This window comes from Ruminococcoides sp. (assembly GCF_057037865.1).
Genome location: NZ_DBLZMS010000003.1, coordinates 154,599 through 169,178, shown reverse-complemented (window position 1 = coordinate 169,178; position 14,580 = coordinate 154,599). Strand labels below are relative to the sequence as shown.

Annotated in this window: 13 protein-coding genes, 1 tRNA gene and 1 other RNA gene; 11 read left to right on the top strand and 4 right to left on the bottom strand. The window is 40.9% G+C overall.

Translation table 11 applies throughout. The features are described 5' to 3' along the window. The first annotated feature begins 15 nt into the window (after nt 1-15). The 11 genes from pknB to AC2HW8_RS04170 all read left to right on the top strand — a co-directional run bounded on the left by pknB (nt 16) and on the right by AC2HW8_RS04170 (nt 10,883). Nucleotides 16-2,121: a Stk1 family PASTA domain-containing Ser/Thr kinase gene (gene pknB, locus AC2HW8_RS04220; RefSeq protein WP_021884013.1), complete on the top strand. Its 2,106-nt coding sequence runs from the start codon at nt 16-18 to the stop codon at nt 2,119-2,121. A gap of 10 nt (nt 2,122-2,131) precedes the next feature. Continuing rightward, on the top strand, nt 2,132-3,019 hold the full coding sequence (rsgA, locus tag AC2HW8_RS04215; protein WP_015523748.1) for a ribosome small subunit-dependent GTPase A: 888 nt from the start codon (nt 2,132-2,134) through the stop codon (nt 3,017-3,019). Continuing rightward, on the top strand, nt 3,001-3,651 hold the full coding sequence (locus tag AC2HW8_RS04210; RefSeq protein WP_101069632.1) for a thiamine diphosphokinase: 651 nt from the start codon (nt 3,001-3,003) through the stop codon (nt 3,649-3,651). Before rsgA ends, AC2HW8_RS04210 begins: the two co-directional genes overlap by 19 nt. Before the next feature lie 65 nt (nt 3,652-3,716). Further along, a tRNA-Ala gene (locus AC2HW8_RS04205) sits at nt 3,717-3,792 on the top strand. Between the two features lie 188 nt (nt 3,793-3,980). After that, complete coding sequence (locus AC2HW8_RS04200; RefSeq protein WP_293601390.1) at nt 3,981-5,597, top strand: PASTA domain-containing protein; 1,617 nt, start codon at nt 3,981-3,983, stop codon at nt 5,595-5,597. A 264-nt stretch (nt 5,598-5,861) separates the two neighbouring features. Further along, complete coding sequence (locus AC2HW8_RS04195) at nt 5,862-6,146, top strand: co-chaperone GroES (RefSeq protein ID WP_015523751.1); 285 nt, start codon at nt 5,862-5,864, stop codon at nt 6,144-6,146. A gap of 28 nt (nt 6,147-6,174) precedes the next feature. Further along, nucleotides 6,175-7,803 (top strand): chaperonin GroEL, encoded by a 1,629-nt coding sequence (groL, locus tag AC2HW8_RS04190; RefSeq protein ID WP_015523752.1) that lies wholly within the window; start codon nt 6,175-6,177, stop codon nt 7,801-7,803. 152 nt (nt 7,804-7,955) lie between these two features. Next, complete coding sequence (locus AC2HW8_RS04185) at nt 7,956-8,219, top strand: PqqD family protein (RefSeq protein WP_296061601.1); 264 nt, start codon at nt 7,956-7,958, stop codon at nt 8,217-8,219. Further along, a complete protein-coding gene (locus AC2HW8_RS04180; protein WP_304002224.1) occupies nt 8,206-8,694 on the top strand; it encodes a S24/S26 family peptidase in 489 nt (162 codons plus the stop codon). The genes AC2HW8_RS04185 and AC2HW8_RS04180 overlap by 14 nt, the downstream gene beginning before the upstream one ends. Beyond that, a complete protein-coding gene (locus AC2HW8_RS04175) occupies nt 8,691-9,911 on the top strand; it encodes a nucleotidyltransferase domain-containing protein (RefSeq protein ID WP_484327191.1) in 1,221 nt (406 codons plus the stop codon). The genes AC2HW8_RS04180 and AC2HW8_RS04175 overlap by 4 nt, the downstream gene beginning before the upstream one ends. Before the next feature lie 105 nt (nt 9,912-10,016). Beyond that, a complete protein-coding gene (locus AC2HW8_RS04170) occupies nt 10,017-10,883 on the top strand; it encodes a DegV family protein (RefSeq protein WP_117847346.1) in 867 nt (288 codons plus the stop codon). 21 nt (nt 10,884-10,904) lie between these two features. On the opposite strand, the gene AC2HW8_RS04165 is transcribed toward AC2HW8_RS04170, so the two are convergent. The 4 genes from AC2HW8_RS04165 to AC2HW8_RS04150 all read right to left on the bottom strand — a co-directional run bounded on the left by AC2HW8_RS04165 (nt 10,905) and on the right by AC2HW8_RS04150 (nt 14,167). Continuing rightward, complete coding sequence (locus AC2HW8_RS04165; protein WP_484327190.1) at nt 10,905-12,587, bottom strand: glycosyltransferase family 39 protein; 1,683 nt, start codon at nt 12,585-12,587, stop codon at nt 10,905-10,907. Nucleotides 12,588-12,604: 17 nt separating this feature from the next. After that, complete coding sequence (locus AC2HW8_RS04160; RefSeq protein WP_117524152.1) at nt 12,605-13,567, bottom strand: NAD(P)H-dependent glycerol-3-phosphate dehydrogenase; 963 nt, start codon at nt 13,565-13,567, stop codon at nt 12,605-12,607. 57 nt (nt 13,568-13,624) lie between these two features. After that, a non-coding RNA gene (ssrS, locus tag AC2HW8_RS04155) (6S RNA) lies at nt 13,625-13,816 on the bottom strand. Between the two features lie 54 nt (nt 13,817-13,870). Further along, nucleotides 13,871-14,167 (bottom strand): DUF1292 domain-containing protein, encoded by a 297-nt coding sequence (locus AC2HW8_RS04150; protein ID WP_296177396.1) that lies wholly within the window; start codon nt 14,165-14,167, stop codon nt 13,871-13,873. Nucleotides 14,168-14,580 lie beyond the last annotated feature (413 nt).

The following is a 14,580-nucleotide window of genomic DNA, read 5'->3' as shown; positions in this document are numbered from 1 at the left end:
TAGGAGTTGACCGTTTTGGATAAATATTTGGGCAAAAGACTTGACGGGAGATATGAAATCCACGAGCTTATCGGTGTCGGCGGTATGGCAAATGTTTACCGTTGTACCGACACAGTCGATGACCGTGAAGTTGCCGTAAAAATTCTTAAAGACGAGTATCTCAACAACGAGGAGTTTATCCGCCGTTTCAAAAATGAATCAAAAGCCATCGCAATGCTTTCACATCCGAATATTGTAAAGGTGTATGATGTAAGCTTTGGCGATATGATTCAGTATATCGTAATGGAATATATTGACGGCATTACCCTCAAAGAATATATTGATCAGCAAGGCATTATTGAGTGGAAAGACGCAATTCACCTGACTGCACAGATTCTAAAGGCTTTACAGCACGCTCACGAGTGCGGAATTGTACACCGTGATATAAAGCCGCAAAATATTATGCTGTTGCAGGACGGTACAATCAAAGTTACCGATTTCGGTATTGCAAGATTTTCCGATAAATCGACACGCACAATGACGGAACAGGCAATCGGCTCTGTTCACTACATTGCCCCTGAACAGGCAAGAGGTGACGCAACTGACGGAAAAACGGACATTTATTCTGTCGGTGTAATGCTCTATGAAATGCTTACGGGAAAGCTTCCGTTTGACGGTGACAGTGCCGTTACAATTGCGCTTATGCAGTTGCAGTCAACACCGAAGCATCCTCGTGAAATCAATCCTGGAATCCCGATAGGTCTTGAGCAGATTACTATGAAGGCAATGGAAAAGCTTCCGTCCGACAGATACACTTCTGCCGCAGAAATGCTTTCTGATATCGAAAGATTCAGACTTAATCCGTCAATCGTTTTTGATTACGGCAACAAGTCTTTTGTTGATAATCAGCCCACAAAGTTTGTTCACTCTCTGCGTGACAGCGGGGTAAGAAATAAAATTGACAACGAGGCAACCAAAGTAGTTGATATGCCGCAGGACGATGTTGTTGTTAAAGAAGAACAGTTTGCCGATGAGGATTTTGTAAAGGAACATAAGCCGTCATACTATGCAGTCAAGGGTATTGTAATTGCGGCTGTTGCAGTATGTGCAATTTTCTTTGCACTTGCAATGTTCAGAGGCTGCTCAACCTCACAGGCTAAGGATGTTGAAGTTCCCGATTATGTCGGCAAATCCTTTGTTTCAATAAAAGAAAATAACCCGAATGATTTCAAGTTTGAGGTTAAGAGTGAATATGATGAGTCAAAGGAAATGGGCGTAATTCTTGATCAAGAGCCTAAGGGCGGTTCAATGAAGGTTAAGTCAGGCTCAACAATCACGGTAACCGTAAACGGAACGGACACAGAGGTTTCTGTTCCTTATGTAACCAATTACAGCGAAAAAGAGGCTTCTCAGGCTCTCAAGGAAAAGAATCTTATTCCTGAAATTGTCTATGTAGAAAACACTAAAACACCAAAGGGCTACACAATTGAGTGTTTCCCGAAAGCAGGTGTAAAAACTACAATTGGTTCAACGGTATATGTATATATTGCAAGCGGTGAGAGAACCAAACAGGTTACACTCCCGTCGGTTGACGGACTTATGCTTTCCGAAGCAAAGCAGACTCTTGTTGATCTCGGACTAACCGTTGAAACAGTACAGGATGATGAAAGCAAAGAACCAAAGGATACAGTCCTCGGTATGTCGCCTCTCCAGTACGGCAAGGTTGACGCAGGCTCTGTTGTAACCCTGACTGTAAGCTCGGGACTCGGTGACGAAAACACGGTTAATATCTTCGTTGACCTTCCGTCGGATGTTGAAGATTCAGTCGATATGACTGTAATTGTTGACGGTGCGGTTGATTCCCGTAATTCAAAGACACTTGTTCCGAAATATAACAAGACCTATACTCTTGAGCTCAAGGGCTCAGGCACTTCAACTGTAGTAATTCAGCTTGACGGTCAGGCTTACAGAGAGTATTCGGTTGACTTTGCATCGGCAGCGGTAACCACTACGGCGTCACATGATTATGTCCGTGCGACAACCGCTCCTCCCGAAACCGAACCGCCGACACAGTATTACACAGATCCGTATGTAGCGCCTGACACGACCGTTCAGCCGGTTACGGATGATCCTGAACTTTAATCGGTGAAGTATGGATACTAAAAGCGGAATTTTAATGAAATCAATCGGCGGATTTTACTATGTCCGTGCCGATGGCGAGGATTACGAATGTAAGGCAAGGGGGAGCTTTCGCAAAAGCGGAAACTCTCCCGTAGCGGGGGACAGGGTAAATATATCTGTTCCGAATGACGGCTTTTGTGCGATAGAAGAAATTCTTCCACGCAAAAACAAGCTCCGCAGACCTGCTCTTGCAAATCTTGATATTCTTCTTCTCGTGTGTTCAACTGTTGAACCGTTGCCGAATTTTACGATTATTGACAAAATGACTGCGGCGGCGGTAAACAATAATATGGAACCCGTAATTGTCGTTACAAAAAATGATCTGGAAAACGGAGATAAGATTGCCGATATCTACAGACATGCAGGTTTTGAGGTTTTTCTCTGTTCGGAAGATGATTCTTCACAAACCGAAGAACTCAAAAGCTATCTGTCCGGCAAGGTTTCAGCCTTTATCGGTAACAGCGGTGTCGGCAAGTCCACATTGCTCAATAAGCTTTTTCCATCGCTTTCTCTTGAAACAGGGCAGACAAGTAAAAAACTCGGCAGAGGAAGACATACAACAAGAGTTGTTGAACTGTTTGAACTTGACGGTTGTTTTGTGGCAGACACACCCGGGTTTTCAACCGTTGATCTTCAGCGTTACGAAATGATTGACAAAAGCCGGCTGCAATATTGCTTTCCTGAATTTGAAAAATATTTAGGGGACTGTATGTTTACTTCATGTTCGCATACCTGTGAAAAAGGCTGCAGGATTCTTGAGGCGCTCTCTGACGGTGAAATTGAAGAAACCCGTCATCGCAGTTATGTTCAGATGTATAACGAGGTCAAGGACATTAAATCATGGCAGATAAAGGAGTAATTATGCGTTGTGTGATTATTGCAGGCTCGCCTGACACAAATTCGGATTTTTTGTCCGAGGTTATAAAACCTGATGACTATGTGATATGTGCCGACAGAGGTTGCAATTTTGCAAAACAGGCAGGCATTACTCCGAACCTTGTTGTAGGAGATTTTGATTCCGAGCCTGATGTACTGTTTCCAAACTGCGAAACGGTCCGACTTATTCCCGAAAAGGATGATACCGACACAATGCACTCTGTTGACCTTGCACTTGAAAAAAGGTTTGACGAAATAGCAATTCTCGGTGCATTAGGCGGTCGCTTTGACCATAGCTTTGCAAATGTGGCGGTTCTCTCTTATATTCACGAACACGGAAGTAAGGGCGTTCTCCTTTCTGAAAAAGAGAAAATAGAATTTCTTCCCGTAGGTCATTATGAATATAAAAACTTTAAAGGCAAAACATTTTCGCTTTTCCCTTTCGGATGTCCGAGTGTCTGCGTAAGCTATTCGGGAACAAAGTATCCTCTTGAAAAATACTATGTTTCGAGCAGCGTTACTCTGGGTGTTTCAAATGTATTCACTTCCGATATGACAACAATTGACATATATGACGGAAATGCAATACTTATAATTAATTTGATAGACTGTTAAAATTACAGCTTGACATTGTTTGCAAATGTATCTTGTATATATCAAAAGCAATGTCAACATTATATGGGGGTATAGCTCAGCTGGGAGAGTGTCTGACTGGCAGTCAGAAGGTCACGGGTTCGAGCCCCGTTATCTCCACCACATTTTTATACAACAATATTTGCAAAGAATTTGCTTTATAAGGCTTTGCAATAACAAAATTGTAACTATATTAACACCTTTAAGTCTTGAAAAGAAATATGTTTTTATGGTATAATTCTTTTCAGACAAAATTTGAAATTGATACTTATTTGGAGTTGAGTAATAATATGTCATTGTGTATGGGATGCATGCAGGAAATAGGTGACAACAAGATTTGTCCGTCCTGCGGATTTGATACAACTGAAAAACAGCAAGCTCCTTTTTTACCGTACGGAACAATTCTTCAGAACCGCTATATCGTAGGTGCGGGAATTGATACCAACGGCGAAAGCACACGCTATATAAGCCACGACAAGCAGACAGGTGACATTGTAATCATCTGCGAATTTCTTCCTATCGGACTTTTTTCTCGTGAAGAAGGAACTACCGAGGTCAGAATAAATTATGAAAACCGCCTTGTATATAATAAACTCAAGGACGATTTTCTTAACTATTACAGGATTCTTTCAGAACTCCGTGAGCTTTCCGCTCTTATGAATGTTCACAACATTTTTGAAGAAAATAACACAGTTTATGTTGTTGAGGAAAACGAGGATCTTATTCCTTTTGAGGAGTATGTTGAACGCAGTAACGGTCATCTTGAATGGGATATTGCCCGTCCGCTTTTTATGCCTGTAATTTCTGCGCTTGAGGCTCTTCACAAGAGAGGTGTCGGTCACTATGCTATCGCACCTAAGAATATGTATATCACAGCATCGGGTAAAATTAAAATTTCAGGCTTTGCGTCGGAAAATGAGCGTAAAAGAGGCACGCCTCTCAAATCTCAGCTTTTCTCAGGCGCTGCGGCTCCCGAACAGTATGACGATAATTTTCCTCTTGACGATATTACGGATATCTATGGATTTTGTGCAACCCTTTTCTATGCCCTCACGGGTCATATGCCAAAGAGTGCGGTAGAACGCCGTAAGGACAGCCGACTTCTTATGAGTACAACAACCGTAAAGAGACTTCCTCCGCATGTTGTTTCGGCTCTTGCTAACGGTTTGCAGGTTGAGCGTGAAAACCGTATTACAGATTTTGACGAGCTTCGTTCACAGCTTTCCGTTGCTCATACAGCAAAGGCAATTCAGGACGAAATTTCAAGAACAGCAAGCATGAACCTCACAAAGTCAGAGCGTACACGCAAGACTTCAAACGGTATGTCACACGCTTCAATTATTATTATTGCGGCTGCTATCACGGTTCTTGTTCTCGGTATTGCCGGTGTGTTCTGGCTTATGCAGAATCCGCTTGCCGGAATGTTCTCAAATAATACTGATGCGAGTGAAAGCTCAACTCAAAGCACAGAGTGGACAGGTGCTACTGTTCCTAACTATATCGGAATGACATATGAAGAGGCTGTTAAGAGTGTTGACAGCAACAGCAGTATCACAATCTACAGAACCTTTAACGATGAGTACAGCGATGATTATGCAGAAGGTAAGATTATGTCACAGACTCCTGCCGCAGGTTCAAAAATTACTCAGGAAGATTCAGTAGTAGTGAGTGTTTGCGTAAGCAAGGGATCACAGATGAGGACTCTGCCGAAGGTTGAGGGTGAAAAACTTGATACCGTTGCATCCGATATTGCCGCTCAGGGACTTCTTGCAACAGCGGAATATGAGTACAGTGACAAGGTTGCTGAGGGAAGGGTAATCCGCTACAAAGAACATGTTGAGGGTGATACTCTCGAATACGGTTCAACGGTAGTTCTTGTTGTCAGCAAGGGCAAGAAACAGACAAGTTCTCAATCATCAAACAGATAAAATTAATAACAATGTTTAAGACGGACTTTTTTCAGTCCGTCTTTTTTTATTGATATAAAACAGTTATAGTTACTGATTATCTTAAAATACTCGATAAAATTGAGATTGGAAAAAATTTCAGAAAACTGTCACAAAATAAAGGTCAAAAATAGTCAAATTTCTCTTGACTTTTCTTGAAAATGGTATAAAATATAATTAGCACTCAGGGAACAAGAGTGCTAATTAATTAAAAGCAATTTAAAATTTTTACAGGAGGCTGTATTTATGACAATCAAACCATTACTCGACAGAGTCGTTTTAAAAGTTGAAGAGGCTGAAGAGAAAACAAAGAGCGGTATTATTCTTTCATCTGCTGCTCAGGAAAAGCCACAGTTCGCATCAGTTGTTGCTGTTGGCCCCGGCGGTGTTGTTGACGGCAAGGAAGTAAAGATGTATGTCAGCGTAGGCGATAAGGTTATCGCAAGTAAATATGCAGGCACACAGGTAAAGATTGACGGCGAAGAATACACAATCGTAAACCAGTCGGATATACTCGCAACTCTTGAATAATTAACTAAATATACGGAGGTAATTTACAATGGCTAAACAAATCGCATACGGCGAAGATGCAAGAAAAGCTTTAATGAAAGGTATCGACCAGCTCGCTGATACCGTTAAAATCACACTCGGACCTAAGGGCAGAAATGTTGTTCTTGATAAGAAGTTCGGTGCTCCGCTCATCACAAATGACGGTGTAACAATCGCTAAGGAAATTGAACTTGAAGATCCTTTTGAAAATATGGGTGCTCAGCTTGTAAAGGAAGTTTCTATCAAGACTAACGATATTGCAGGCGACGGTACAACAACTGCCACACTTCTTGCTCAGGCTCTCATCAGAGAGGGTATGAAGAATGTAACTGCAGGCGCTAACCCAATGGTACTTAAAAAGGGTATTGCAGACGCTGTAAATGTTGCAGTTGAGGCTGTAAAGAAGAACAGCAAGCAGGTATCCGGTACAGATGATATCGCAAGAGTTGCAACAGTTTCATCACAGGATGAATTCATCGGTAAGCTTATTGCCGAGGCTATGGAAAAGGTTACAACAGACGGTGTTATCACAGTTGAGGAATCAAAGACAGCCGAAACATACAGCGAGGTTGTTGAAGGTATGATGTTTGACAGAGGTTACATCGCTCCTTATATGGTAACAGATACAGATAAGATGGTTGCAGAGCTTGACAATCCGCTTATCCTTATCACAGATAAGAAGATTTCTACTACACAGGAAATTCTCCCACTTCTTGAGCAGATTGTTCAGATGGGTAAGAAGCTCCTTATCATTGCCGAAGATGTTGAGGGCGAGGCTCTTACAACTCTCGTACTTAACAAACTCAGAGGTACATTCACTTGTGTTGCCGTAAAGGCTCCGGGCTTTGGCGACAGAAGAAAAGAAATGCTTCAGGATATCGCAACACTCACAGGCGGTACGGTAATCACATCCGACCTCGGTCTTGAACTCAAGGATACAACAGTTGATCAGCTCGGTACTGCCCGTCAGGTTAAGATTGAAAAGGAAAACACAATCATCGTTGACGGCTCAGGTGACAAGGAAGCTATCAAGGGCAGAGTTGCTCAGATCAGACAGCAGATTGAAACAACAACATCTGACTTTGACCGTGAAAAACTTCAGGAGCGTCTTGCAAAGCTCGCAGGCGGCGTAGCAGTTATCAAGGTTGGTGCTGCAACAGAAGTTGAAATGAAAGAAAAGAAGCTCCGTATTGAGGATGCTCTTGCCGCTACAAAGGCTGCTGTTGAAGAGGGTATCGTAGCAGGCGGCGGTATCGCTTGCATGAACGCTATTCCGGCTGTTGCTGAGTTCGTTGACACTCTCGAGGGTGACGCCAAGACAGGTGCTAAGATTGTTCTTAAAGCACTTGAAGAACCGCTCCGTCAGATTGTTGCTAACGCAGGTCTTGAGGGCAGCGTAATCTGCGATAATGTTAAGAAGGCTAACAAGGTTGGCTATGGCTTCAACGCTCTTACAGAGGAATACACAGATATGGTTTCGGCAGGTATCGTTGACCCAACAAAGGTTACTCGTTCAGCTCTCCAGAACGCAAGCTCTGTTGCAGCAATGGTTCTTACAACAGAATCACTTGTTACAGACATCAAAGAGCCTGCAGCTCCTGCAGCTCCCGCAGCACCTGATATGGGCGGAATGTACTAATCCCGTAAGCTGTAATATTATAGATAATTTTTACCGCAGACTCAAAAGGTCTGCGGTAATTTTATGCTCAAATCCTTTTTCTTGCTTTTTGTCGAAAGGTATATTATAATTTAAATATGTATGAAAAATTCACACGGAAAACAGGTGATTTTATGAAGATAAAAGAAGATTTTGTTCTGCGTAAGGTTGCAGATTCATATGTTGTAGTTCCCGTAAACAAGCTAACGCTTGATTTTAACGGAATTATCAACCTCAATGAAACGGGTGCATTCCTTTTTGAAAAGCTCCAAAACGATTGCGAAAAGGCTGATTTGCTCAAAGCAATGCTTGATGAGTATGAAGTGAGCGAAGATAAGGCGAGTGCCGATATTGATACATTTATTCAAAAGCTAAGAGAGGCTGATGTCCTTGAATAAAGAAGTAGGTCTTGATGATGTAATGCAGATTATAGCCGAAAAGCTTGAGACCGGAGGATCGGTTACTTTCAATCCGAAGGGAACAAGTATGCTCCCAATGCTCCGAGACGGTGACGATACGGTTGTTTTATCAAAACCGAAGGGCAGACTTCATCTTTTTGACTTGCCTTTATACAGACGAAAAGACGGCTCGTATGTATTGCACCGTGTCGTCAATTTCGGAAGTGACGGCAGTTATACTATGTGCGGTGACAATCAGTTTGCCGTTGAAAAAGGTATTACCGATGATGATGTAATCGGAGTGGTAACAGCCTTTTACAGAAAGGGCAAGCCCTACACGGTTGACTCAATGAAGTACAGAGCATACCTTGAATTTATGTTCTATTCAAAACCGCTAAGGAAGGTTATTGCATCAACTATGTCAAGAAGTAAAAATGCATTCTCAAAGCTTAAAACGAAAAAAGGGAAAAAATGAGGAAACATCTTAACGATAACGAAAAAATTGAATTTAAGTATCTGCTTGAGCTTGTTTCATCGTCTGTAAACGGAACAGCACCTCCGATTCCTTATGAGGGGATAAAATGGCAGTCGATAAAAATGCTTGCAAACTATTGCAGTGTCGAATCGCTTGTTGCCAATGCGGTTTTGTCGCTCGACAAAAAGTATGTTTCGCCCGAAGTATATGAAAAATTCAAGCAGAATTTGTCGCTTGAAATGCTGATTGACGGAAATCTCTCATATGAAACCGAGAAAATTCTCAAGGCTTTTGATGAAAACAAAATCAAGAATATTCCCTTAAAGGGCTATTTTATGAAAAAGGAATATCCCCGTTCCGACTTTCGTTCCGTGTCTGATGTAGATATCCTTTTTGACAGAAAACAGGCTGATTCGGTCAAAAAAGTATTTTCCGAACTCGGATACACTTTTCTGAATGAAGATGACAACCAGTATCATTTTAAAAAAAAGCCGATGATGAACATTGAAATGCATGCAACTCTTGTCCATGAAAACGAGGAATCCTATCCGTTGCTTGTTAATCAGCTTGACCGTTCAACAAAGCGTGACGGCTACAGCTATTCATATGAAATGAGCCATGAGGACTTTTATATCTATATGCTTGTTCATAACTCGAATCATTTCAGAATCGGCGGAATGGGAGCAAGAATGGTGCTTGACAGCTATGTTTTCTTGAAAAATCATCAATCTGAGCTAGATTATGACTATCTTAATGTGATGCTTGAAAAAATCGGTATTGCAAAGTATGAAAAGCGTGTTCGTGAGATTGCGTTCAACTGGTTTGCAAAGCCACAGGCTGAACTTAAATTTGATGATATCGAAGAATATATTCTGCTCAGCGGTACACTCGGCAGGGTAGATGTCGGCACGATGATAAATTCTCACAAGACAATTACCGAGAATAATAAATCAAAATTCTCATATCTTGTGTCCTCAATATTTCCACCAAAATCCGAAATGCAGTACAAGTATCCGTATGTAAAAAAAACACCGTTCCTTTTACCGATTTCATGGTGTCATATGTGGGGAAAAAGGCTTTTTGTAGACAGAAATATCAATTTTAAATCGGGCATCAAAAACCGTATGTCATACACGGATGAAGATGTAAATTTGTACAAGTCCCTTTTGGATGAAATGGGTTTTGACGGTATTGGAATAAATAATTTCGGAAATTGAATATGCAAATTAACCTCCCGACAGTTTTTGCTGTCGGGATTTTTGCATAATAAAGGTAAATTTGAAAATAATATTTCAAGATATTATTTTTGAGGTGATACCTAAATGGTCAGAATTATTACCGATTCAGCCGCCGATTTTGAACATTCAGAGAGTGAAAAATTCGGAATTTCTACAGTTCCGTTAGCTGTATATATTGACGGAAAAGAATATAAGGATGATTTTTTACATTCAAAGGAACGCTTTTACAGGCTTGCAAAGCTGTCGAAAACTTTGCCGAAAACATCTCAACCCTCGCCGTATGTCTACGAATGTGCTTTGAAAAAGGCGAGAGATAACGGCGAATCGGTTGTGGTGATAACTGTTTCTTCGGCATTGAGCGGTTCATATCAGAGTGCAGTCCTTGCAAGAGATTTGCTCGAATATGAGGGGTGTTATGTGATAGACAGCAAATCTGCTTCGGCAGGTCAGAAGCTTCTTGTAAACGAGGCACTTCGCCTGCGTGACAACGGGTTTACAGCAAAAGAAATTGCCGAACATCTTCTGAGGTTCAGAAGCAGAATTATGGTATATGCCTGTATTGACGATATGAAGTACCTCTATGGGGGTGGCAGACATACAAATGCCGCCGCATTACTCGGCTCAACAGGAAGAATAAAACCCGTAATCAGCATTACGGGTTCGGGCAGTGTAGCCTTTGAGGCGAAAACAATCGGAATGCGCCACGGTATGAATCATATGCTGATGTCGTTGAAAAAGCTTGGCATAGATCAAAATTATCCGTTGTATATAATGCACACAAATGCAAAAAATCAGGCATTGTATTTATCAAAGCTCATAATATCAAAAGGAATTCCTTTTGTTGAGGGCAGTATTGTCAGCGTGGGTTCCGTTGTCGGCAGCCATATAGGAGAGGGCAGTACGGGGATTGCATTTGTCAAAAAAGAGCAAAGAAAAAGCGGACATGATTAACTGTCCGCTTCAATCATTTTATTAGGCTTTTTCGCTTTCTTTACCGTTGGGAATTTCTTTCAGTTTTCCGACAAATTTTTTGATTTTTGTATATTTGCCGTTAAGAATACACTCAAATGCAAAAGACGCAGTAGGAATCATAAGAATTATGTAAGTCAGCACATACTGCGACTTGCCTTCAAATAAGAGGTGATATCCGAACGCTCCCAGAATAACAAGAGGGAGAAGTACGGTTTCAATATTTGTCTTTCTGTTAATGAACAAGAAGTAAATTCCTGCCGCAAACGCAATGAAAAGAATCTGCATATAGAAGTTGAAGTACAGTTCAAAGAACTGTCCGATACTGCCGTCATACATTCCGTTGCCGATCCAATTAAGCTCGTTTGTATGAGACTTGACCTTGCTAACCCATATGCTTTCGTATGTCGGTTCATTCCATTGGCTGATAATTTTCTTCGAGAAGAAGTCAATCATATAGTTTGTGTTTTTACCGAAGTAATTCATTCTTGATTTTATATTGGTCCAAGCCTGTGCATTTGCGGCTTTTGCGTCAAGACCTGCGCTTTTATAATCGTTGAGGGCAATTCCGTTGTACCAACCGGGAGCCATATATGAATCGTTAATGCCCATATCAAGGTACATAGCCTGTGAAACACCGCTTGAAAGCTTCACTCCCGAACGGTTCTCATAACTCATGATAACAAGGTTGCTTGTTCCGACAACAGCAATGCAAATTGCAAGTGCAAACGCAATGCTCTGCCACTTCTTAGCCTTAATTGTGTGAATAATCAGCATAACAACAAACGCAACAAGATAAATCAGGTTGTTGTATTTTGCAAGTGTTGAAATAACAAGAAGTACGGCACACGGAATGAGGAGCAGGTACTTGTTTGTCTGAAAATACTTGATGAGGAAGTATGATGCCCAGATTGCAAAGCACATTCCGATGATGTTGCCGTAAACGAATGTGCAGAAAAGTACGGGCTGAAAACAGCCGGCAAGCAGAAGAATTGTAATAAATTCAACCGAACGCTTTTTGAAAAGAAGTCTTGTGATGTTTACAATACCTATATAAGCGGCGGCTGTACACATTACATTGAATACCTGAATCGGCATTGTACTGTCCGTACCGAAAATTCTGTAAAAAATTTCGCTGATGAAAACAAAGCCAAGCTGGAACGGATAGAAGTTGTAGTAAGAATATCCGCTGTAAAAATCGCTGTTGTAAAAACCGCTGTTATTGTGGAATGACGAATAGTTGCCCTTAGCCGCCTGCGACGCTGTTTCATAGATGTTGTAGCTGTCAGCCGCAGGAACAGAGGTTACCGAGAATATCCAGACAAGTCCCACAATCATGACGAACGCCGCAAGACCTATATGCATAAATTTCAGATTGACCTTTGCAAAAAAGTCACAATGCTTTTTCATTTTAAATATAAAAACGGTAAACAGGGAAGTGAACAGGATGTTCAGCGCAATGTTATCCGTCTGATACAAAATTACTTCACTGCCGTAATTTGCCGAATCAAACACGCTTGTCTGCACAAAGCTCATAATTGCTATGTATGCAAATGCTATGAATACAAACAGACAAAGAATGTTTACAATAACATACTCGACTGTATTCTGCTTTTTGACAGAAGTAACCGTTTTTCCAGTCTGTTTAGGTTTATTTGAATTGTTCTTAGTTTTAGTATTACCCATATTATGTACCTGCCCGATTAAAATTCTTTCTTGACAGAACGCATAAACAGAGTTCCGAGTGCTTCTTTGATATCTGTTCCGTCGAATAAAACCTTGTATACAGACTCAACAATCGGAAGGTCAACACCATATTCCTGACCGAGCTTGTATAACGCTTTTGATGTCATAACACCCTCGGCAAGCTTTGTAAATCTGTCTCCCTTTGCAAAGCTTTCACCGTACATTCTGTTGTGACTCCATTTTGAAAACAAGGTAGCCTCATAGTCGCCGAGATGACAAAGACCGTAAGCACTCATCTCATTGCCTCCGAGTGCCTTAATGAGTCTTGCAATCTCTCGTGTGCCTCTTGCCATTAACGCACCTTTTAGCGAGGTGTAGTTAAGTCCGTCAAGCATACCTGCGGCGATGCCGATAACATTCTTTGCGGCAGCACCGATTTCACTGCCGATAAGATCCGTTCCAAGGTAAAATCTGATAAGGTCGCTTGTGAATTCATTTACAAGCTTTTCCTTAATATCGTGATTATTGCTGTCAATAACCATACAGTTCGGAATACCTCTTACATAATCCTGGGGATGTCCCGGACCTACCCAAACTGCAACGGGTGTCTTGCTTTCGTCAACAAATTCACCGACAACCTCACTGAGCCTTTTTCCTGTAGTTGCCTCAACACCCTTCATGCAGAGGACAATTGTCTTGCCGTCAAGATTGTACTTTGAAATATCCGCAAAATACGAACGCAGATACTGCGATGAAATCGAAATTATAATAACCTCGGCTCTTTCAATCGCATATTCAAGATTCGAAGAAACCTCAATTGACTTTGGAAAGGTGAGATAGTCGTTTTTGTGTGTTTCTTTAAGCTGTATAAATTCGGGTGCGTCGGCAAGTCCGCAGCTTAAAACATTGTGACCGATTTTGTCGAGATACCAGGCAATGCAGCTGCCCCAGCGTCCGCAACCTAAAACGGAAATATTCATATTATTACTACTCCTGTTTATATATTATTTATATTTTTTATAGCTTTAATAACAATAAAAAAACCCGCCCGACCGTATGATTTTTGCAATAACCTGCCTACTTGAGTGACAGGTGGGTGCCCGCCCTTGAACTTCAGGCTCCCTTCTTCCGAGAAAACGGGAGGTCTGCACACCGTTCAATGGAGCTAAGCTCCCGATTTAAATGTTGTAGGGTTATTTTAAAATCATTCGCGTATCGGGCAGGAATTCAAACTTATTAATCTTTAGTCCTGCAATACTATTTATATGCAGAAAAATGAACTGTTAGTCATCTTCATCATAAAATTCTTCATTGAAACGCTCTTCAAAAACAGCGGCAATTCTGTCGAGCTTGTCATCATCCTCAATTTCGGCAAGCTCTTCTTCGCCGTCAATTTCGGTAACTTCAAAAATATAATATTCTCCCGAATCATTTACAGCATCCTCGGGATTTTCAAAGAACGGGTAGAGTACATAAAACTTGCCCTCATCGTTTTCAATGATATCAAGAATTTCAAATTCTATTTCTTTACCGTCATCACCGATAAGGGTAATGAGGTCGGGTGTATATTCGTTAGCCATTCCAGAACCTCCGGTTTTTAAGAAATTTGGGTTTGCTTTTTTCACCGTAATTATTTTACAATTTTTTGAGCGTTTAGTCAAGATGTTTAACACTTTTGGTTGAAATAATTAAAAAGTATTAAAAAATTTGAAAAAGTGATAAAAAAGTGTTGACAATGACTAAAAGGTATGGTATAGTATAAACACGATAAATCATATATCAATATTAATTAACTAACAACTTCCTTTCTATGTGCTTGATTACTCCATAAAATTACCTAAAAACCGACGGCTGCATACCGTCGGTTTTTACGTTGTGTTAAATTTTCTTTTATTGTAAACTTTTTGTAAGACAAATAGCCTTGAAAAATGATTTTAAAAGATATATAATGCTTTTGATAATGGATTAGTGTGGGAAAATAAGGAAAAATCAA

What these genes read in the sequence shown, in the direction of transcription:
- rsgA (WP_015523748.1), top strand. Translation starts at nt 2,132, where the DNA reads ATGGATACTAAAAGCGGAATTTTAATGAAATCAATCGGCGGATTTTAC.
- AC2HW8_RS04210 (WP_101069632.1), top strand. Translation starts at nt 3,001, where the DNA reads ATGGCAGATAAAGGAGTAATTATGCGTTGTGTGATTATTGCAGGCTCG.
- AC2HW8_RS04200 (WP_293601390.1), top strand. Translation starts at nt 3,981, where the DNA reads ATGCAGGAAATAGGTGACAACAAGATTTGTCCGTCCTGCGGATTTGAT.
- AC2HW8_RS04195 (WP_015523751.1), top strand. Translation starts at nt 5,862, where the DNA reads ATGACAATCAAACCATTACTCGACAGAGTCGTTTTAAAAGTTGAAGAG.
- groL (WP_015523752.1), top strand. Translation starts at nt 6,175, where the DNA reads ATGGCTAAACAAATCGCATACGGCGAAGATGCAAGAAAAGCTTTAATG.
- AC2HW8_RS04185 (WP_296061601.1), top strand. Translation starts at nt 7,956, where the DNA reads ATGAAGATAAAAGAAGATTTTGTTCTGCGTAAGGTTGCAGATTCATAT.
- AC2HW8_RS04180 (WP_304002224.1), top strand. Translation starts at nt 8,206, where the DNA reads ATGTCCTTGAATAAAGAAGTAGGTCTTGATGATGTAATGCAGATTATA.
- AC2HW8_RS04175 (WP_484327191.1), top strand. Translation starts at nt 8,691, where the DNA reads ATGAGGAAACATCTTAACGATAACGAAAAAATTGAATTTAAGTATCTG.
- AC2HW8_RS04170 (WP_117847346.1), top strand. Translation starts at nt 10,017, where the DNA reads ATGGTCAGAATTATTACCGATTCAGCCGCCGATTTTGAACATTCAGAG.
- AC2HW8_RS04165 (WP_484327190.1), bottom strand. Translation starts at nt 12,587, where the DNA reads ATGGGTAATACTAAAACTAAGAACAATTCAAATAAACCTAAACAGACT.
- AC2HW8_RS04160 (WP_117524152.1), bottom strand. Translation starts at nt 13,567, where the DNA reads ATGAATATTTCCGTTTTAGGTTGCGGACGCTGGGGCAGCTGCATTGCC.
- AC2HW8_RS04150 (WP_296177396.1), bottom strand. Translation starts at nt 14,167, where the DNA reads ATGGCTAACGAATATACACCCGACCTCATTACCCTTATCGGTGATGAC.